Annotated in this window: 16 protein-coding genes; 9 read left to right on the plus strand and 7 right to left on the minus strand. The window is 72.5% G+C overall.

The features are described from left to right. Position 1: 1 nt before the first annotated feature. Both AB0M36_RS21295 and AB0M36_RS21300 read right to left on the minus strand, forming a co-directional pair. The gene (locus AB0M36_RS21295; RefSeq protein ID WP_364160025.1) at positions 2–1,780 is read right to left on the minus strand and encodes an HD domain-containing protein; all 1,779 of its coding nucleotides are present in this window, start codon (positions 1,778–1,780) and stop codon (positions 2–4) included. 75 nt (positions 1,781–1,855) lie between these two features. Further along, a complete protein-coding gene (locus AB0M36_RS21300) occupies positions 1,856–3,655 on the minus strand; it encodes a DEDD exonuclease domain-containing protein (protein ID WP_364160027.1) in 1,800 nt (599 codons plus the stop codon). A 104-nt stretch (positions 3,656–3,759) separates the two neighbouring features. Between AB0M36_RS21300 and AB0M36_RS21305 the strand changes: the two genes are divergently transcribed. From AB0M36_RS21305 to AB0M36_RS21320, 4 genes are all read left to right on the plus strand, one after another. Next, complete coding sequence (locus AB0M36_RS21305) at positions 3,760–5,223, plus strand: NYN domain-containing protein (RefSeq protein ID WP_364160029.1); 1,464 nt, start codon at positions 3,760–3,762, stop codon at positions 5,221–5,223. A 110-nt stretch (positions 5,224–5,333) separates the two neighbouring features. After that, positions 5,334–5,555 (plus strand): hypothetical protein, encoded by a 222-nt coding sequence (locus tag AB0M36_RS21310; RefSeq protein ID WP_071809340.1) that lies wholly within the window; start codon positions 5,334–5,336, stop codon positions 5,553–5,555. Between the two features lie 73 nt (positions 5,556–5,628). Next, positions 5,629–6,885, plus strand: coding sequence for a M48 family metallopeptidase (locus AB0M36_RS21315; RefSeq protein WP_364160031.1), 1,257 nt, complete (start codon positions 5,629–5,631; stop codon positions 6,883–6,885). After that, positions 6,885–8,021 carry a glycosyltransferase family 4 protein gene (locus AB0M36_RS21320; RefSeq protein WP_364160033.1) on the plus strand — a complete coding sequence of 379 codons (1,137 nt, stop codon included), beginning with the start codon at positions 6,885–6,887 and terminating at the stop codon, positions 8,019–8,021. Before AB0M36_RS21315 ends, AB0M36_RS21320 begins: the two co-directional genes overlap by 1 nt. Positions 8,022–8,044: 23 nt before the next feature. Here AB0M36_RS21320 and AB0M36_RS21325 read toward each other — a convergent pair whose 3' ends face one another. Beyond that, positions 8,045–8,707: a hypothetical protein gene (locus AB0M36_RS21325; protein WP_364160035.1), complete on the minus strand. Its 663-nt coding sequence runs from the start codon at positions 8,705–8,707 to the stop codon at positions 8,045–8,047. A 69-nt stretch (positions 8,708–8,776) separates the two neighbouring features. Here AB0M36_RS21325 and AB0M36_RS21330 point away from each other — a divergent pair, with 69 nt between their 5' ends. After that, complete coding sequence (locus tag AB0M36_RS21330) at positions 8,777–9,709, plus strand: GNAT family N-acetyltransferase (RefSeq protein WP_364160037.1); 933 nt, start codon at positions 8,777–8,779, stop codon at positions 9,707–9,709. A gap of 13 nt (positions 9,710–9,722) precedes the next feature. On the opposite strand, the gene AB0M36_RS21335 is transcribed toward AB0M36_RS21330, so the two are convergent. The 4 genes from AB0M36_RS21335 to AB0M36_RS21350 all read right to left on the minus strand — a co-directional run bounded on the left by AB0M36_RS21335 (position 9,723) and on the right by AB0M36_RS21350 (position 14,393). Continuing rightward, a complete protein-coding gene (locus tag AB0M36_RS21335) occupies positions 9,723–10,319 on the minus strand; it encodes a pyridoxamine 5'-phosphate oxidase family protein (protein WP_364160039.1) in 597 nt (198 codons plus the stop codon). Positions 10,320–10,332: 13 nt separating this feature from the next. Beyond that, a complete protein-coding gene (locus AB0M36_RS21340) occupies positions 10,333–11,883 on the minus strand; it encodes a carboxylesterase family protein (RefSeq protein ID WP_364160041.1) in 1,551 nt (516 codons plus the stop codon). A 142-nt stretch (positions 11,884–12,025) separates the two neighbouring features. Then, positions 12,026–12,694: a response regulator transcription factor gene (locus AB0M36_RS21345; protein WP_023359837.1), complete on the minus strand. Its 669-nt coding sequence runs from the start codon at positions 12,692–12,694 to the stop codon at positions 12,026–12,028. Positions 12,695–12,701: 7 nt separating this feature from the next. Next, positions 12,702–14,393, minus strand: a complete 1,692-nt coding sequence (locus AB0M36_RS21350) for a sensor histidine kinase (RefSeq protein WP_364160043.1) — start codon at positions 14,391–14,393, stop codon at positions 12,702–12,704. 911 nt (positions 14,394–15,304) lie between these two features. Between AB0M36_RS21350 and AB0M36_RS21355 the strand changes: the two genes are divergently transcribed. The 4 genes from AB0M36_RS21355 (at position 15,305) to AB0M36_RS21370 (ending at position 19,333) form a co-directional block, all read left to right on the plus strand. Next, positions 15,305–15,757 carry an SRPBCC family protein gene (locus tag AB0M36_RS21355; RefSeq protein ID WP_364160045.1) on the plus strand — a complete coding sequence of 151 codons (453 nt, stop codon included), beginning with the start codon at positions 15,305–15,307 and terminating at the stop codon, positions 15,755–15,757. Positions 15,758–17,248: 1,491 nt separating this feature from the next. Continuing rightward, positions 17,249–17,473: a hypothetical protein gene (locus AB0M36_RS21360; RefSeq protein WP_364160047.1), complete on the plus strand. Its 225-nt coding sequence runs from the start codon at positions 17,249–17,251 to the stop codon at positions 17,471–17,473. Positions 17,474–17,685: 212 nt separating this feature from the next. Then, a complete protein-coding gene (locus tag AB0M36_RS21365) occupies positions 17,686–18,636 on the plus strand; it encodes an ROK family glucokinase (RefSeq protein WP_364160049.1) in 951 nt (316 codons plus the stop codon). Between the two features lie 10 nt (positions 18,637–18,646). Next, positions 18,647–19,333, plus strand: a complete 687-nt coding sequence (locus tag AB0M36_RS21370) for an endonuclease/exonuclease/phosphatase family protein (RefSeq protein ID WP_364160051.1) — start codon at positions 18,647–18,649, stop codon at positions 19,331–19,333. Position 19,334 lies beyond the last annotated feature (1 nt).

The raw sequence follows: 19,334 nt of genomic DNA on the forward strand, positions 1-19,334 counted from the left end.
CTCAGTCGGGATGGTCGACCAGGGCGATGAGCTGTTCCACGACCTGGTCCGGCTCCAGGTTGCGCTCGGTGACCGCCACCAGCATGGTTTCCAGGTCGGGATAGCCCAGTTCGTCGGCGAGCCGGCGCAGGGGCACCTCGCTGGCCAGGCCGCGGTCGTGTTTGCGCAGCGTCAGGCCGATGGTCGCGCGGCCGAGCCGGACCTTGTCGGCGATGCTGATGCCCGGGGCGTTCTCTTCCGCGAAGTAGCGGTTGATCTGCATCTGGGCCTGCGTGGACTTGACGAAACCCAGCCACTCCTTGCGGGGGCCGCGCACACCCGCGCCGGGGCCGGCGTCGACGGGGCCCTCCGTCTCAGAAAAAATCTCCACGACGTCGCCGTCGCGGAGTTGGGAGCTCAGGGGGGCCAGGCGGCCGTTGACGGTCGCGGCGAGCGTCTGGTCACCCTGGTCGGGATTCAGTTCGTACGCGAGGTCGACCGGAGTGGAGCCCGCCGGCAGCTCGACGGTGCGACCCTTGGCGAAGACTGTGATCTGAGCCTCGGCGAGGTCGCAGCGCAGCGAGGCGAGGAATTGTCCCGCGTCGGTGGTGTCCTGCTCCCAGTCGAGGACCCGTTTGAGCCAGGTCAGCTGGTCGGTGCCGGGGGCGGTCTCGGAGTCGGACTTCGGGTAGCGGTAGCCGGTGGCCACGCCGTACTCCGCGCAGCGGTGCATCGAGACCGTGCGGATCAGGACCTCGACCAGGCGGCCCTCGGGGCCGGTGACGGTGGTGTGCAGGGATCGGTAGAGGTTGTTCTTCGGTGAGGCGATGAAGTCCTTGAAGCGGCCGGCCACCGGGCGCCACTTGCCGTGGATCGCGCCGAGGGCGGCGTAACAGTCGGTCTCGGGCCCGTCGACCACGACCGCGATGCGGGGCAGGTCGAACGGGACGGTATGCCCGCCCGCGACCGTGTCCTTCCAGATCGAGTAGTAGTGCCGGGGGCGTGCCTTGACGTCGGCGCTGACCCGCTGCCGGCGCAGGGCCGTGCGGGCCTGGGCGGAGACGCCGGTCAGGTATTCGTCCCAGCCCGGGCGGTTCTTGACGTGCTCCTCGATGCGGGAGAACGACTCCGGCTCGAGGTGGTAGAGCACCACGTCGTCGAGGTCGCGCTTGAGGGCCTGGATGCCGAGGCGGTCGCAGAGGGGAACGAGCACATCGAGCGTGGCCGTCGCGATGCGTGCCCGGGAGGCGGGGGAGCGGGCGTCCAGCGTGCGCATGTTGTGCAGCCGGTCGGCCAGCTTGATCACCAGGACCCGGACGTCCTTGCCGGCCGCGACGATCATCTTGCGGATGGTCTCGGCCTCGGCGACCTTGCCGTAGAACGCCTTGTCGAACTTGGTCACGCCGTCGACCAGGTGGGTCACCTCGGGGCCGAAGTCGCCGTGCAGGGTCTCCAGGGTGTAGCTGGTGTCCTCGACGGTGTCGTGCAGCAGGGCCGCGACCAGCGTCGTCGTGTCCATGCCGAGCTCGGCGCAGATCTGCGCGACCGCCAGCGGATGGGTGATGTACGGGTCGCCGCTCTTGCGGAACTGGCCACGGTGCATGTTTTCCGCGACGGCGTAGCTGCGGCGCAGGACGCCGGCGTCGGCCGAGGGGTGGATCGCGCGGTGGGTGCGGGTCAGAGTGGTGACCGGATCGTCGTCATTGCCCTGGAAGCTCAGAAACGATCTCAGCCGCTGGGACAGCGGAGCTGCCGGCAGGGCACGTCCAAGCGCGGCGCCGTGGCCGGCGTCGACGTCCACTCGGACACCCCCTCACCGATCGACCGCACACTACGCGCGGAAGCCACCGATTTCTCGGCTTCGCAGCCGCGTGCCTTACAGCCTAAGCGAGCGAGCGTCATCCGAACGGTCAGTTACCGATGAGCGAATGGACGAGTCTCTTCTCGACGCCGCGGCCTCAGCCCTGCTGAGCAGGGTAGTGAAGCGCGCTGCGCCACGAGCGGGTGACACCCAGTCGCCGGAAGTTTCCACCAGCCGGGTGTCGGGTCGTTCCAGCCATGCCAGGATCCGCTCGCTCTCCTCGGCCGAGGCCGCGGGGACCGGTCCCGGTCCGGGTAGGACCGTCTCGGCCGTCGCGCGCGCCAGGTCGAGGGTCGGCCGGGGGTGCAATCGCGGCGGCGACGTCGCGGCGGCGGCCAGGCGGCCATGCCGGACCACGATGATCTCCCATCCGTACGCGTCGTTGCGTCGCGCCGCGACCAGTTCCTCGACGCGGGTGAGTGCCCCCAGCTTCTGCATTCGCACGGTTGCTCGCAGTAACGCGATGAGGCGGGACCGCACGACCGCCGCCTCCTCGTAACGCTGCCGATCGGACAGCGCCTCGATCCGTGCCATCAGGGCGTCGACCAGCGGCTCCGGGTCGCCCTGGGTGGCGGTGCTGAAGGGCAGCGCGGCGCTGAGGGAGTATTCCTCCGGGGTGACGCGGTGCTCGCAGGGCGCCGCGCATCTGCCCAGCTCGGCGAGCGCACAGGCCGGCGTGGTGGTGCGGATGGAGAGTTTGTGGGTGCACTGGCGCAACGGCACCGCGTCGTAGACCCCGGCGGCGGCCAGCTCGGCGGTGCGCCGTGACGAGAACGGCCCCAGGTAGACGGCGCCGTCCTCGGTGAGCTGGCGGACCACCGACAGCCGCGGGTACGCCTCCGCGGTGAGCTTGAGCCAGACGACCCGATCCGGATACTTCGACCGGCGGTTGTAGGGCGGCGCGTGCGAGGCGATGAGCCGCAGCTCGCGCACCTCGGCCTCCAGCGAGTGGGCGCACTCGACGGCCTCCACCCGGGTGGCGGCGGCGATCATCTCGGACATCCGGGCGCGCTTCTCACTCGCGGTGAAGTAGCTGCGGACCCGGGTGGCGATGTCGACGGACGTGCCGACATAGAGCGGGCGGTCGTCGGCGGCACGGAACACGTAGACGCCCGGCACATGCGGCAGGTCGTCGGCGAGGTGGCGCTTGCGCCGCTGGGTGGGCGTGACCGCCCGGGCGAACTCGATCGCGTCGCCGAGGGTGTGGACCTTGAAGCTGCCCAGCCGCTCGATCAGCCCGTGCAGCACGTCGACGGTGGCCTTGGCGTCGTCGAGCGCCCGGTGGGTGGGCTGCACGCGGGCGTGGAAGAACTGGGCGAGCGTGCCGAGCTTGCGATTGGGGACCTCGTCGCGGGTCAGCGCCCGGCGGGCCAGGGCGGCGGTGTCCAGCACGCGCAGCTGCGGCCAGGCGTGCCCGTGCCGCGCGCAGGCGGCCTTGAGAAAGCCCACGTCGTAGGGCGCGTTGTGGGCGACCAGCACCGCGCCCCGGAGGAACTCGAGCAGGCTCGGCAGCACGGCCTCGATCGGCGGCGCGGGGGCCAGCATCGCCTCGGTGATGCCGGTCAGCACGGTGATGAACGGCGGGAGGCGCTCTCCCGGGTTGACCAGCGTGCCCAGCACGCCCAGCTCCTCGCCCCCGCGCACCTTGACCGCGCCGATCTCGGTGATGCCGCCGCCGTCCGGCGCGCCGCCGGTCGTCTCGAGATCGAGGACCACGAAGGTGGTGTCCCGCAGCGACAGCGCCGCGGGATCGACCGAGCCGTCGGCGCTGAGAAGGGTGTCCAGAGTGCCCTGGACATATGCCGGTTGTGCCACGGCGGGAAATCTAGGGGTGGGGTACGACATTCTGCCGGGTCCGTACCCGAAAAGATCACTTGCCTCCGCAAGCTTTCCGCTGCCCACGGTGGGAGAATAAGAAAATGTCCGCGCCGCACGAGTTCGCCGACCGCCCCTCTGAGGAGGAGGCGGCGTCGCTCGGTGCGCCGGACGCGGACGCCGCCGACGATGATCACGGCGTCGGCGGCGGTGATCCCGCCACGTCCGAAGATGATCAGGACGCGGGCAGCGGGGACGCCGGCGCGCCGGAGCCGGTGCTGCCCGAGCCGGTCCGTCAGCGGATCACCACCCTGACGGCCGCCGCCCTGCCCGGCATGCCCGCCGAGGAGATTCCCGTCGCGCTTCGGCGCGTGGCCCGGTTCGCCCCGAATCGTCGCGCTCGGCTGGGCGGTGCCGCGCTCGCCGCCCAGCTCACCGCCGACCCCCTGTTCCGCCAGCGCATCGGCATGCGGGTGGTCACCGAGAGTGGCGACCTCGGCGCCGCCGTCGCCGCCGGCATGGCGCCCGCCGCCGCCGACCCCGTCGAGGTCGCCGCCCTCGCCTATCTGGCCCGGCCCGACGGCTGGCGTGACCTGGTCGCGGCGGCCGGTGAGTCGGTGCGCGCCGAGGCGGACAGCGCCGCCGTGGCCCACCAGATCCGCGACGCCGAGCAGCGTGCCGCCCGCGCCGAGCATGACCGTGCCGTGGCCAAGGTGGAGGCGGACAAGCTCCGCGACGAACTCGCCCGGGTGCGTGAGGAGCTGGGTCAGCTCCGCGAGGAGGCCCGGACCACGGCCAGGGCGCTGCGCGAGACGCAGGCGGCCTACAAGCGGGCCAGTGACCTGGTGGCCACCGAGAAGGGCCGCGCGAACAAGGTGGCCGCCGACCACGACGCGGAGCTGCGCCGGCTGCGCACCCGCCTCGCGGACGCGGAGGCCGCCGCCGCCTCGGGCAAGCAGAGCGCCAAGGACGCCCGGGCCGCCGACGACGCCCGCCTCTGGCTGTTGCTGGAGACGATCGGGCAGGCCGCCTCCGGGCTGCGCCGCGAGCTGGCCCTCGGGCCGGCCGACAAGCTGCCCGCCGACTTCGTGGCGGACGTCGCGGCCGACCGGCCGGGCGCCGAGGAGCGCTCGCGCCCCCGGGCCCAGGACACCGACGATCCGGGCCGCCTGGACCAGTTGCTGGCGCTGCCGCGCGCACACCTGATCGTCGACGGCTACAACGTGACCAAGCGCGGCTTCGCCGAGATGTCGCTGGAGCACCAGCGCAAGCGGCTGATCACGGGGCTCGGCGGCATCGCCGCACAGACCGGCGACGAGGTCACGGTCGTCTTCGACGGCGCGGAACGCGTCCACGGGCTGCCGCCCGCCCCCCGGGGCGTACGGGTGCTGTTCTCCCGCAAGGGCGACACCGCCGACGAACTGATCCGGCAGTTGGTCCGGGCCGAGCCGGCGGGCCGCCCACTCGTGGTCATCTCGTCGGACCGGGAGGTCGCGGACGGCGTCCGCCGGCACGGTGCGTACCCGATGGGAGCCGATTCGCTGCTGCGCCGGCTCGCCCGGTCCTGATTTTTGTCGTACCCCCTCCATAGCGTGACTGTCACCGATGGTGGTCGGTCCGCGACAGGCACCTCCCGTGGATCGCGGCCGGGCCACCGTCGCCTCTCGAGGAGGAAGTGATGATCATCGACTGCGGCCGCTGCCCCGGTAGGGGACGCGGATGCGAAGGTTGCCTGATCAAGGCCATGGCCGACACTCCGGACGGCATCGGTGACCTGACCCCGGGCGAGCTGCGCGCGATCGAGGTCTTCGAGCTGGCGGGCTTCGAGGTGGAGCTGCTGGAGACCCCGGAGCCGCCGGTCTCGGTCCCGCTCGTCCGCCGCCACGGACACGTGGCGTGATCATGATGGAGGCCGCCCCTAGGATGGGCGGTCACGGGTCGGCGTAAGAGGGGACCAGGATGGGGGCACGGGCGTGACGCCTCGGCTGTGGGCTGCGTGCACGCTGGGTGTGCTGGTGGTCGCTCTGGTCGGCTACGCCGCCGTGGTCATCCCGTGGCACCGGCCGCCCGCTCCCCGCCCCGACCAGCTCGCGGCGCTCGGCGAGCTCCCCGCCGATCAGGTGACGCGCGCCCGGGAGTTCCACGCCGCGCTGCGCCCGGGTGCCTATGGCGGCCTGGCGATCGGGCTCGTCGGCGCCCTGCTGCTCGGTCTCACCCCGCTGGGCTCGCGCCTCGTGGCGTGGGCCGGCCGCCCGTTCGGCGACCACTGGATCGCCCAGGCGCTCCTCGGCGGGCTGCTCGTCGTCCTGGCCGCCGAGATCCTCACCCTGCCCTTCGCCGCGTGGCGGCACACCGTCGTCGTCCGGTACGGCATCTCGACGCAGACCTGGGGCGCGTGGTGGATCGACGTGGCGAAGTCGTTCGCCGTCGGCGCGGTCATCGGCGCGGTGGCGCTCCTCGGCTTCTTCACCGTGACCCGCCTGGCGCCGCGATGGTGGTGGGCATTCGGCGCGGTGGGCGCGGCCGCTCTGATGGTGCTGCTGTCGTTCGTACTGCCCGTGGTGGTCGAGCCGATCTTCAACAGGTTCACCCCGATGGCCGCCGGACCGCTGCGCACCGAGCTGATGGAGCTGGCGGCGCGCGACGGCGTACCCGTCAAGGATGTCCTCGTCGCCGACGCCTCCCGCCGGACCAGGGCGGTGAACGCCTATGTGTCCGGGTTCGGGCCGACCCGGCGGATCGTCGTCTACGACACGATGCTCACCGAGGCGACACCCGCCGAGGTGGTCTCGGTGGCGGCGCACGAGCTCGGTCACGCCGAACGCGGCGACGTCCTCACCGGCACGATCCTCGGCGCCCTCGGTGCCGCGGCGTCGGTGATCGCGCTCTACCTGCTCGGCTCGCTCGGCTGGCTGCTGCGCTGGGCCGGCGTCGACACGATGGGCGAACCGCGGGCGATCGCGCTGCTGCTCGCCCTGGTGACGCTCGCGGGCCTGGCCAGCGGGCCGCTGCAGGCACTCGTCTCCCGCCGGGTCGAGGCGCGGGCGGACGCCCACGCGCTCGCGCTGACCGGCGACCCGGCCGCCTTCGAGGCGATGCAACGCCGCCTCGGCGGCGTCAACCTTTCCGACCCCGACCCACCGGCCTGGGAGTACCTCATGTCCGCCTCGCATCCGTCCACCGTCGAGCGGATCGCCGCGGCCCGCGCCCACGCCAGGGGTGAGCGCTGATGCCGGGCACGCTGCTGGTGACCAACGACTTTCCCCCGCGACCCGGAGGGATCCAGCAGTTCGTGCACAACCTGGCGGTGCGGCAACCCGCCGGGTCCGTGGTCGCCTACGCGTCCACCTGGCGGGGAGCCGCCAAGTTCGACGCCGAGCAGCCGTTCGAAGTCGTCCGGGAGAAGACCGGGGTGCTGCTGCCCACGCCCGCCGTGGCACGCCGTGCCGCCGAGATCGCGCGATCGTACGATTGCGACAGTGTCTGGTTCGGGGCCGCGGCGCCGCTGGGTCTGCTGGCCGGAGGCCTGCGCCGCAGGGCCGGCATCCGGCGGGCGGTGGCGCTCACCCACGGGCACGAGATCGGGTGGGCCGCCCTGCCCGGCGCGCGGCAGCTGCTGCGGCGCATCGCCCGGGACAACGACGTGGTCACCTTCCTGACCGAGTTCCAGCGGGTGCGCCTCGACCGGGCGCTGCGCGGGCTCACCAACCTCGAACGGCTCACGCCCGGCGTCGATGTGGACGCCTTTCACCCGGATGTCGACGGCTCCGCGGTGCGGGCTAAGCACCGGCTCGGTGACCGGCCCGTCGTGGTGTGCGTGTCCCGGCTGGTGCCCCGCAAGGGCCAGGACATGCTCATCCGCGCGCTTCCGGCGATCCGGCGGCGCGTTCCGGGGGCGGCGCTGCTGATCGTCGGCGGCGGGCCCTATCGGGACAAGCTTCAGGCTCTCGCCCGCTCCGAGGGGGTCGAGTCCGAGGTGGTCTTCACCGGCTCCGTGCCGTGGGAGGACCTTCCGGCGCACTACGCGGCCGGCGACGTCTACGCGATGCCGTGCCGCACCCGCGGCGGCGGCCTCGACGTCGAGGGCCTGGGCATCGGCTATCTGGAGGCGTCCGCGACCGGACTACCCGTGCTCGCGGGCGACTCCGGCGGCGCGCCGGACGCGGTCCGCGAGGGCGAGACCGGGTACGTCGTCGGCGGCCGGGACCTGCCGGCCATCGTCGACCGGCTGGTGGGCCTGCTGTCCGACCCGGAGGGTGCGAGGCGGATGGGCGCGGCGGGCCGGGCCTGGGTCGCCCAGGAGTGGCGCTGGGAGACCAAGGCCGCCGGCCTCGCCGAGATGCTGCGCCGGCCAGGAAGGTCCTGACGCCGGCCGCAGCCGTGGAACGGCTAGGACGCCTTGCCGATGGACATGTACTTCACCACGCCCTTGTCCAGCTCGAACAGGATCGTCCAGCCGGGGTGGCCGGCGAGGGGCAGCTCGTTGTCCTTCGTCAGGCCCTTGCCGGCGTACGCCGCCTTCAGCTCGGCCTCGGTCGACCCGCGCTTGATGCCCTCCGGGGTCTTCGCGTCCTTGGGCGCGGCGATGGAGCTCATCTTCCCGTCGATGAACGCGGCACCGCCGGCCTCGAGGTATGCCACCAGCCGGTCGGTGATGCGCTGAGTCTCGTCGGCGTACGCCTTCGCGCTCTTGGCCGACCCGGCGGCGGAGGTGTCGGTGGACTTCTCCGCCGCCTCGGCCGCCGCCGCGATCTTTTCGTCCGCCTTCATCCGCTTCGGATCCGGCGTCGGCCCGCCGGGGAGCGAATAGACGTGCTTGCCCGAAACCGTGGAGACCGGTTTGTCCTGCAGCTCGCCGGTGGCCAGCGCGTCCTTCTCGGTCATCGCGATGGTGAGCTTGCCGTACCCGTCCGGGCCGAAGAATTTCTCGGCCGGCGCGGTCGCCTGTGCCGCGGGTGCTCCGGTGCCGCGAGCCTGGTCGGACTCGGCGGGCGTGCAGGCGGCCAGCGAGCCGGCCAACGCCACGGCGAGCACCGCGTATTTGATCTTCATTCGGTGCAGGATAGATCAACTGTTCTTAATCGGTTGCGGGGTGCGGTCCCCGCCGCATAGAACTGGGCCTTGACTCCGCATCAGCTTGACCTGACCCTGCGTCCGATCACCGGACCCGATGAGCTCGACCTGTTCAACCTGCTGCCGTACGTCCTCAACACAGAGCTCGCCGCCGACCTGGCGCAGGGCCGCCGCCGTCCGGAATGGCTGTGGCTCGCCCTGCGCGGCGATCGCGTCGTGGCCCGGGCCGGATGGTGGGCGCGAGCGGGGGACCGGCACCCGACGGTTATGGACATCTTCGACATCGACGGCGACATCGACGACGGCGTGCGATTGCTGAGGACCGCGCTGTCCGCCGTGGTTCCGACCGGCACGACACCCCCGGAATACGGCCGGTTCCTCCCGCCGGACTGGCGCGACCACCCCCACACCCGGGCGGCGGTCGAGGACCGGATGAGGGCGGTGCAACGGGTCGGAGCGCACCTGTTCGTCGAGCGGCTCCGCCTTCAATGGCGACCCGGCACACCGGTTCCCGAACCCGGCGGGCGGCTCGCCTTCCGCCCGGTGCGCGACCCGGACGAGCTCATCGACCTCATGACGCTCGTGCTGGACGGCACGCTCGACGCGCACAGCCGCGACGACCTGACCCGGATGACTCCGGATCAGGCCGCGCGGGAGCAGTACCACGACGAACTCGCCCGCTACGCCAGCCCGCGCGAGTGGTGGCGGATCGCGACGCTGCCGGACGGAGAGCCGGTCGGGTTCGTGATCCCCGCGCACAACGGTTACAACCCGATCATCGCGTACGTCGGGGTGGTGCCGGCCCATCGCGGCCACGGCTACATCCACGACGTGCTCGCCGCGGGCACCAGCCTGCTCGCCGCGCAGGGCGTTTCCCGGATCCGGGCCGCCACCGACGTCGGTAACGCACCGATGGCGGCGGCCTTCGCCCGGGCCGGCTACGTCACCTTCGAACGCCAGATCGACATGACGTGGCGGTGATGGCCTGTCGAGATCAGGCCCGACGGGACGGCTCGCTCGGCAGTGGCAGCGGCAGGGCGGGCAGGCCGTCGAGGCTGGTCGCGATGAACTCCTTCTTCTCGAAGTAGGCGCTCAGCGACTCGTCGTCCTCCCGGGAGAACCGCTGAGCGTGCAGCTCACGGTCGCCGTCATAACTCATCAACGGTACGGCGTAACCGCAGCTGTCGCGGATCATCTCGGCCCGCACCACGATGATCGAGCGGACCCCGTGCGACGAGGTCTCGAGGTCCGGAAAGTGGGAGACATAGCTCGTCCAGCGTGGATCGTCGCGGAAGATGGGCTCGCCACGCCCGTGGATCCGGACGATGTTCGGCGGCCCCTGGAAGGCGCACCACATGAGCGTGATGCGGCCGTTCTCGCGCAGGTGCGCGATGGTCTCCGCGTTGCTGCCGGCGCAGTCCAGATAGGCCACGGTCAGCTCGTCGATGATGGCGAACGACCCGATGAGCCCCTTCGGCGACAGGTTGACCGTGCCCGACCCGGCCAGCGGAGCCGTCGCGGTGAAGAAGATCGGCTGAGCCTCGATGAAGGTCCGCAACCGGCCGGAAATTCGCTCATGTGTTTTCCCCATGGCCGGCATTCTGTCAGCCCGCGACCGGCGTCGATGGCCTCCACAGCCCGCAGCGGTGCTCGACGGCCAGGTCGACGCTCCCGGACGCGCCGGTCGCCAGGGTCCGCACGTACGGGGTGACGGCTCCGGGTCGCAGCCGCGGCCAGCCGGACTCGCCGGTCGAAGCGAACCGGGACCAGGCGTCGATCATCCGCTCGGCCAGTGCCGGCGACTGCGGCGATGGACCGAACAGGTACGGCAGCTCGGACCCGTGATACGCGCCCCACGGCTCCTGCCCCTCGCCGAACTCGTACGCGAAGGTCGGGGTGTGCCGGGCGAACAGCCGGTTGCCCGCCAGTGTGGGACAGGCCCAGATCCGGTCGGTGGCCACGGCGGCCCAGGCCAGTGCCGGTGACGCGTACGCCTCGACCGGATAACGCGCCGCCACCTGGTCCGCGCGGTCGCCGAAGGCGGCCTTCAGGACGCCGGCGTACCGCTCGGTGGTGACCGGCGTGCGGGCGTCGAGGTAAGCGATCAGGCTGCGGTGCTCGTCGCGGGTGTTGCCGGAGAGCACCGGCACCCGGTGGAAGGCGCCCGCCCGCACCGCGTCGGCGGGATGCCGTGGCAGCGTCGCGGTGCCGTAGGCGGGGGTCAGGAACGCGTCGAGGCCGGTGCCCTCGGTGAGCTTCAGCAACGTGTCCGCCGGTTGGTCGCGCAGGCATGCGACCGCGTCCGCGCCGCAGTGGAGGGTGGCCGCCAGGCTCGCACCCGCGTGCCGCACGTCGGCCGCCGGCGACCAGGTGGAACCCGCGTCGACGCCCGGATAGAACAGTTCGGCGGGCCAGTCGGTCAGGCACGATCCGGACTGGATGACGGCCCGGTCGAACAGGCCCGCCGCCGCGGGCGAGGTGAGGTGGGCGCAGACGCTCATGCCGCCCGCGGACTGCCCGGCGAGCGTGATCGAGCGCGGGTCGCCACCGAAGGCCGCGGCGTTGCGGCGTACCCAGCGCAGCGCGGCCTGCTGATCCTTCAGGCCGAAGGTGCCCGAGCCGGCCAGGCCGGGCAGGCCCAGATAGCCGAAGACCCCGAGCCGGTAGTTGACGGTCACGACGACGAGGTCGCCCCGGACGGCGAGCCGGTGGGCTTCGTACCCGCTGCCCGAGCCGGTCTGGAAGCCGCCGCCGTGCAGCCACACCAGCACCGGCCGGCGCTTGCGGCCGTCGGCCGGCGTGGTGACGTTCAGGTAGAGGCAGTCCTCGTCGCCGCTGCGGGGCCCGCCGTGGCCAGGCGAGTTCTGCTTGCAGTCAGGTCCCGGCGCGTCGGCCTCGCGCACGTCGGGCCACGCCCTGACCGGCTGCGGATCGCGCCAGCGGAGATCACCGATCGGCGGCGCCGCATACGGTACGCCCTGGAAGGTGCGGTAGCCGTCGTGGACGGTGCCGTGGACCAGGCCGGCATCCGTCCGGGCGATCGCGGGGTCTCCGGCGGTCGCCGGCGCCGCACCGGTGACCAGCGCACCGGCGACCAGGACCGAGGCCAGGCCGACGAGACAGGCGAGGGTACTGCGAAAAGAAGTGACGATCATGCCTACCAGCCTGGCGGCACATCGTCAGACTTGGATCAACCGCTGGGAGCTCGGTCGGTGGATCGCACTTTCCACCAATCGGTGGATGACGGCGCCGCCCGCCACCCTGTGAAGGGCGACGGGCGGTCAGCGCACGCGATCGTCAGAACTTCGGCGCGTCGGGCGCCTCGAGCAGGCCCAGCCGCAGCGCCGTCATCAGCGCCTGGGCCCGGTTCGCCGCGCCCAGCTTCTCGTACAGTTTGGAGATGTGGGTCTTCGCCGTGGACTCCGACACGAACAGCTGCTTGGCGATCCCTGCCACGCTCATGCCGTCGGCGAGCAGCCGCAGGACCTGGCCCTCGCGGGGCGAAAGCTGCGGGCCCGACGGGGCGAGCCGCCGCTTCATCGCCTCGGCCAGGTCGGCCGCCGTGAACGCGCTCGGGGCCGAGGCCGCGTGCCGCGCCGCCGCCACGACCTCGTCGGCCGGGGCGGTCTTGGGCACGAAGGCGCTGGCTCCCGCCTCGAGGGCGCCGAACAGCTGGTCGTCGCCGGCATACATGGTGAGGACCACGATGCCCATGTTGGCGTTGTTCTTACGCAGGGCGCGGGTCGCCTCGAGGCCGCTGCCGTCGGGCAGGCGCAGGTCCATGATCACCACGTCGGGCTGGAGCGCGCCGGCCTGGCGGACGGCCTCGGCGGCCGTGGCTGCCTCGCCGACCACCTCGAACTGGCGGTCCCGCTCGAACGCGTGCCGCAGCCCCTTACGGATCAGGTCGTGATCGTCGACGAGGAGCACCTTGGTGCGGGTCGTCGGCATCGGACTGGTCGACATGCTCGGGTTACTCCCCTTCTGGTGCGGAAACGCTATCCCGCACGCTATCGCGCCGAGCGGAGGTTCCGAGCACTACCGCAACGGTTGTCCCGCTGGGGTGTCGTGGTCTGATCTCCAGCCGGCCTCGGATACGTTCCGCTCTCTCGGCCATGATCGCAAGGCCGTAGCGCCCGTCCGGGCGGTCGTCGGCGAAGCCCTTGCCATCATCGGAGACCTCGATCTCCGCGTACGGCGGGTCGACCGTGCAGGTGACCCACAGATTGGACGCCCCGGCGTGTTTGCGGGCGTTGGTGATCGCCTCCTGGGCGATGCGCAGCAGTTCCGCCTCGGTGGCGGCGGGCAGCCGCGCGGTGGACTCGTCGAAAGTGAAGTGCACCCGCAGGCCCGCGGAAGTGCCGAGGGTCCGCGCGTACTCGGCGATCGCCGCCGCGAGCCCTCCGTTGCGGTCCACCTCGGAGCGAAGCTCGAACAGGCTCAGCCGCAGCTCGGTGATGACCCGGGTAACCTCGCCCCGCAGCGTGCGCAGCTCCTCGGCGGTCTCGTCGGCACCCTCGGGCAGGGTCGCCTGCGCGTTGTCGATGCCGTACCCGACCATCACGAGCTCCTGCGCCACGCCGTCATGGATCTCGCGGGCGAGGCGCTGACGCTCCTCATTGGTCGCCAGCGACCGGACCTCGTCGAACAGCAGCGCCGCTTCCAACCGCAGGGCGGCCGGCCCGGTCACCTCGGTCACCCTCGCGATCACCGCGGACGGGTACGCGCTCGACACGTCCGCCTCCAGGATCACAAGTCCGATCGTACGGACACCGGCGACCAGCGGCACCACCAGCGACGAGGCCTCCCCGCCCTGGTGCGAACGGGCCTGCGACCGCGACGCCGTCTGCGGCTGCTGGCTCGCCCAGGCGTCGGCGATCGCCGAGTCGGCGTCCAGAGTGACCTCCCAGTCGACCCGCTCGGCGCCCGTCTGGGCCAACACGACCAGCCGCCCACCGCCACTGGCCGACAGCACCGCCGCCCGATGCCCGGGCGCGACCACGCGCAGCTCCTCCAGCAGGTGCTCGGAGATGCCGCCCGGATCGAGCGTCGCGCCAGGCAGCGATCGAGCCACGCTGCGAAGCTGGGTCAGCAGGCGCGTGGCCTCCGCGTACGGCTGCGGTTTGTTCTCGGCCGGAGCCATCAGCTGCCGCATGGTGTCGGCGGCGAAGGTGACGATCGCACCGAGCACGAGCCACTGCCCGCCGGCGGCAAGATAGCCCGGCTGGGTGATGATCGAATCGCCGTCCTCGACAATCACCCCGCCAATCACCATCGCGACCGCCGCGACACCGAGCAGCGCCGCCCCCTCGGTAGGCCGCCGCCGCAACGCCGCCGTCAACAGCGGCACAGCCAGGTAAGGCAGCACCGCCTCGGCACCGAACCCGGCATCCACCGTCCCCGAGATATTCGCCGCCGCCGCGACCGACCCGGCCGCCAACCCGGTCACCGCCACCTCAGCAAGCCGCCCCAGCGGCGCGGCGACCCGATGATGCGGCAGAAAGAACGCCGGCAATGCGGCGACCAGGAGCAACGCGATCCAACGCAGCTGACCCGCATCCTGCGTGGCGATCAGGGTGAGCGCCGCTACGAGCGCGAGCATGACGAGGCGCGCGGCCACCGCGAGCGGATGGGCGCGCACAAGAACGCTGGCTGAGGCGGGCACGTGACGGATCGTAGCCGCCCCGTCGGGAATCAGCCCATCGCCCAACACGTCCGGCCCGCTCCCGACCACCACCCCCGCCCCCTCCACCGCCCCCGACCGCCCCCTCCGCTGCCCCCGACCGCCCCCTCCGCTGCCCCAGGTCGATCCCTCCATCGCCCCCGGAGCCGCCCTCCGGCGCGCCCTCGGCCGATCCCTTCGCCACTCCCGGCCCTTCCATCCCCGGGACCGCCCCCTCTGCCGCCCCCGACTGATCCCTCCGTCGACCCCCGGCCCCTCCATCGCCTCGGGAACCCCGACCGACCCCTCTATCGCCCGCGGCCCCTCCACCGACCTCCGAAGTGCCCCCAGCTGGCGACCGAGCCAGCCCGCCGAGCAGCCCGCCGACCGCCGAGCCAGCCCGCCGAGCCGACCGCCGACCGCCGAGCCAGCCCGCCGAGCAGCCCGCCGACCGCCGAGCCAGCCCGCCGAGCCAACCCGCCGAGCCGACCGCCGAATCAGCCACCGGGCCGACCGCCGAAGCCGCGGCTCACCGCCCTGCCCGCTTCCCCGACCATCGTCGTCGGCAGTAGCCGAGGCCCTCCGGAGCGGCCGCCCTCGCCGTGCCGAAGCGCCACACCTGATCAATAGGGCAGTCCGGGCACGGCCCTGGCGGGGTCGCGGGATGGGCTGGTGCGGCGGGATCGTGGGATGGGCTGGTGCGGCGGGGTCGCGGGATGGGCTGGTGCGGCGGGGTCGCGGGATGGGCTGATGCGGCGAGGTCGCGGGATGGGATGATGCCGGAAATCGCCCGATGGCGTGATGCGGGATCGGCCGGATTGAGTCGATGTCGGGACCGGTCGGATCGAGCGCCGCCGAGATCGGTGGAGAGGCCGTGAGTCGCATTCCGCTCGGCACGCGGTAGCCTGCCTGCCATGGCGGACACCTCGACGCAGTCCATCCAGGTTCAGGCGCCCCTCGACCAGGTGGCCGCGGTGATCTGCGACTTTCCCCGCTATCCGGAGTGGGCCGACGCGGTGAAACGGGTGGAGGTCCTCGAGGAATACGAGGACGGCTACGCGGCCCAGGTGCGGTTCGTCATTGACGCTGGACCGCTCTCCGACGACTACGCGCTCGAATACGCATACGCCGAGGACCTCTCACGCATCGAGTGGCACCTCGTGGCGCCGTCGAAGATGCAGAAGACGCTGAACGGCTCCTACGACCTCACCGACGATGGCGCCGGTGCCACCACGGTGACCTACTCACTCGAGGTGGAGCTCAGCATCGGCATGCTCGGCATGCTCAAACGCAAAGCCGAGAAGATGATTATGGACACGGCGCTGAAGGAGCTGAAGCGCCGCGTCGAAAGCCTCGGCAAGGCGTGACACCAGCCCGGCGGCAACCGGCAGCACACAGCAGCCGGCAGGCAGCGGCTCGGCGACCAGCAATTCACCGGGCAGCACTCCGCCGGGCAGCGATTCGGCGAGGACCAGTCCGTCGGCCGGCAGCGGACCCGACCCGGCGGGCGGCTGCGTGGCAGGCGTGCGGTGGTCCGTCGGCGGGCAGCGAAACGGCCCGGCGGGCGGCGACGTGGCAGGCATGCAGTTGTCCGACGGGTGTCAGCGAAGCCGCCCGGCGGGCGGCGACGTGGTGGGCGTGCGGCAGTCCGGCGGGTTGCGAAACGGTCCGGCGGGTAGCGACGCGGCGGGCGGGCGGTGGTCCGGCGGGTGTCAGCGAAACGGCCTGGCTGGCGGCGGCACGGCGGGCGGGCGGCGGTCCACCGGGCGGCAGCGAAGCGGCCCGGCGAGCGGCGACCTGGCAGGCGTGCGGCGGTCCACCGGGCGGCAGCGAAGCGGCCCGGCGAGCTGCGATGCTCCGTCCACGCGGAAGCTCGGTGGGCGCCAGCGGGATAGCTTGGCGGGTGGCGGAACGACAGGCACGCGGCGGCCCGGCGGGCGGCAGCGAGATGGCCTGGCCGGCGGCACGACAGCGTAGGGCGGCCCGGCGGCAGACGGCGGCACGATGGCAGGGGGCAGCGCGATGACAGGGACCACCGGATCGGCACGCCAGGAGGCCGAGCGGCTCGTCGCCGCCCTGCTCGCGAGGGCCTCGCAGGGTGGGCGCGACGGCCTGGGAGATCTGCTCGGGTCGGCGGTGGGTCAGTTCCTTTCCGGTACGGGCACACAGCAGCACACAAGCAACACCGGCTGGGCCACCGGCACGGCCGAATGCTGCGTGTGCCCGATCTGCCGGGCGATAGCCGCCCTGCGCGACCCGCCACCGGAGACCGCCGAACGCCTGGCCACCGGCGCCGGTGATCTCGCCACCGGAGTGGCCACCCTGATGCGCGGCCTGTCCGCGGTCGTCGGCGCCACCGCCGCCACGTCCCGCCCGAAGCCCGCCACGCGCCCGAAGCCCGCCGACCGCCCGAAGCCCGCCGACCGCCCGAACCCCGCCGACCGCCCGAACCCCGCCGACCGCCCGAACCCCGCCGACCGCCCGAAGTCCGCCGACCGCCGGAGGCCCGCCGACCGCCCGCGGCCGACTCCGGACCAGGCCTGGTCCGCCGCGACCCGGACCGGGGACACACCGGTCGCGTCACCGGTGGACGAGAACGCCGACCCATGGGCCGCGGCCACCCGCAACCAGGCCGGAAGCGGGGGAGCGACCGCGGGGCGGGAGCGGACCGATGGCGCGGCCGCGGCCGGGCACGAAGCCGCGGCGCGTTCCGGCGGGCGGGATTCCGCGGAGGCCGCGTCCGCGTCGAGGCGGAAGTCCGCTGCTGCTTCTGGGGACGCCGGGGTCCGTACCGAAAAATCGGCGGGACCCACCACCCGCCGCAGCGCCGGACGCGGATCGCTGGGCGGGCGCGACCCGTGGGCGGCCGCAACCGCGAGCCCGGCCGCAACCGCGAGCCCGGCCGCAACCGCGAGCCCGGCCGCGACCGCAAGCGCGAAGCCGGCCGCGAGCCCGACGCCGGCCGCGAGCCCGAAGCCGGCCGCGAGCCCGACCGCAAACGCGAAGCCGGCCGCAAGCGGGAAGCCGGCGGCGAGCCCGACCGCAAGCGGGAAGCCGGCCGCGAAGTCGACCGCAACCGCTAAGCCGGCCGCAAGGACGAAGCCGGCCGCGAAAGCGAACTACGCAAACGGAGAGTCGCGGCGCGAAAGTGCCGTGGCGGGATCCGGCGGCGTAGATCATGATGTGTCGGCACAGGAAGCACACGTTGCACCGGCCGCGGCCGATGACCACGGCGCTCGGCCGGGCGATGACGCCCCCGGTGACGTGGTGTGACACAACAGAGGGGACGGGCAGCGTGACGCTGACCATCGGAGTCGACGTCGGCGGCACGAAGGTGGCCGGCGGGGTGGTGGACGATCAGGGTGTCGTGATCGCGCAGACGCGGCGTGAGACCCCGGCGGACGATCCGGCTGGGACGCGGGACACGATTGTGGCGGTCGCGGGGGAGTTGGCGGCGCGCTTTCCCGAGGCGAAGGCGGTCGGTATCGGTGCGGCCGCGTGGATCGATGCCGGGGGTGCGACGGTGCTGTTCGCGCCGAACCTGGCGTGGCGGGACGAGCCGGTGCGGGACCATGTGGCGAAGGCCGTGGGGTTGCCGACCGTGTTGGAGAACGATGCCAATGTCGCGGCCTGGGCGGAGTTTCGGTTCGGTGCCGCGCGGCGGGCGGACGATTCGATGGTGATGATCACCGTCGGTACGGGCATCGGCGGCGGGATCGTGCTCAACGGGGCTCTGTGGCGTGGGGCCAACGGTGTCGCCGGGGAGTTGGGGCATATTCAGTCAGTGAATGGTGGGCATCCGTGCGGGTGCGGCCGGCTGGGTTGTCTGGAGCAGTATGCGAGCGGCAACGCTCTGGTGCGGTTCGCTCGTGCCGGGGCTCGGCAGGAGCCTGAGCGGGCGGGGACGCTGTTGGAGCTCGCGGGTGGTGATCCGGCGCGGATCAGCGGGCGGATGATCACCGAGGCGGCGCAGCGGGGTGACGGGGTGGCCCGTGACGCTTTCGCGCAGATCGGGTACTGGCTCGGTGTGGCGATGGCCGACCTGGCGCAGACGTTCGATCCGCAGGTGCTGGTGGTCGGTGGTGGTGTCATCGACGCGGGGGAGCTGCTGATGGGTCCGACGGTGCGGACCTACACCGAACAGTTGGCGCAGCGGGGGCGGTTCCCCGTCGCGGAGATCAGGGCCGCCGAGACCGGCAATACCGCCGGGGTTCTCGGCGCGGCCGACCTGGCTCGTCGGATCTGAGGGGGACGACGTGTCCGGGGTCCCGCTGCGGGTGCTCAGCTACAACGTGCACGGCCTGCGCGACGACCGGGCGGCGCTGACCGACCTGGTCCGTGAGCTGGCCCCCGATGTCGTCGTCGTGCAGGAGGCGCCGCGCCGGTGGCGGTGGCGGCACAAGTGCGCGGCTCTCGCCGACGACTTCGGCATGGTGGTCGGGGCCGGTGGGCTGCCCTCGCTGGGCAATCTGCTGCTGGTCAGCCTGCGGGTGCGGGTGCACGAGACCTGGTGCCTGCGCTATCCGCTGACCCCGGGCCGGCACCTGCGCGGCGCGGCTTTCGCGCGCTGTTCGGTGCGTAACGGGCAGTTCACCGTTTCCGGCTCGCATCTGGCCACGGATCCGGCCGAGCGGCCCGACCAGGCGGCGGTCTGGAAGGAGGCGCTGTCCGCGGTGGAGGGTCCGCTGATCGCCGGTGGCGATCTCAACGAGGGTCCGGGCGGGGGTGCGTGGCGCACGGTCGCCGACGGCATGGTCGACACCGGTGCCCGGGGCGGCGCCGCGTTGACCTTTCCGGCGACCCTGCCGCGGCAGCGCCTGGACGCGCTGTTCGTGTCGCCGGAGATCGAGGTGGTGCGCTACCAGGTGGTCGACTCCGACGCCGCGCGGCGGGCCAGCGACCACCTGCCGGTGCTGGCCGACCTGACGCTGCCTTCCGATTGAC

This window comes from Actinoplanes sp. NPDC051346, assembly GCF_040682215.1.
Classification (GTDB): domain Bacteria; phylum Actinomycetota; class Actinomycetes; order Mycobacteriales; family Micromonosporaceae; genus Actinoplanes.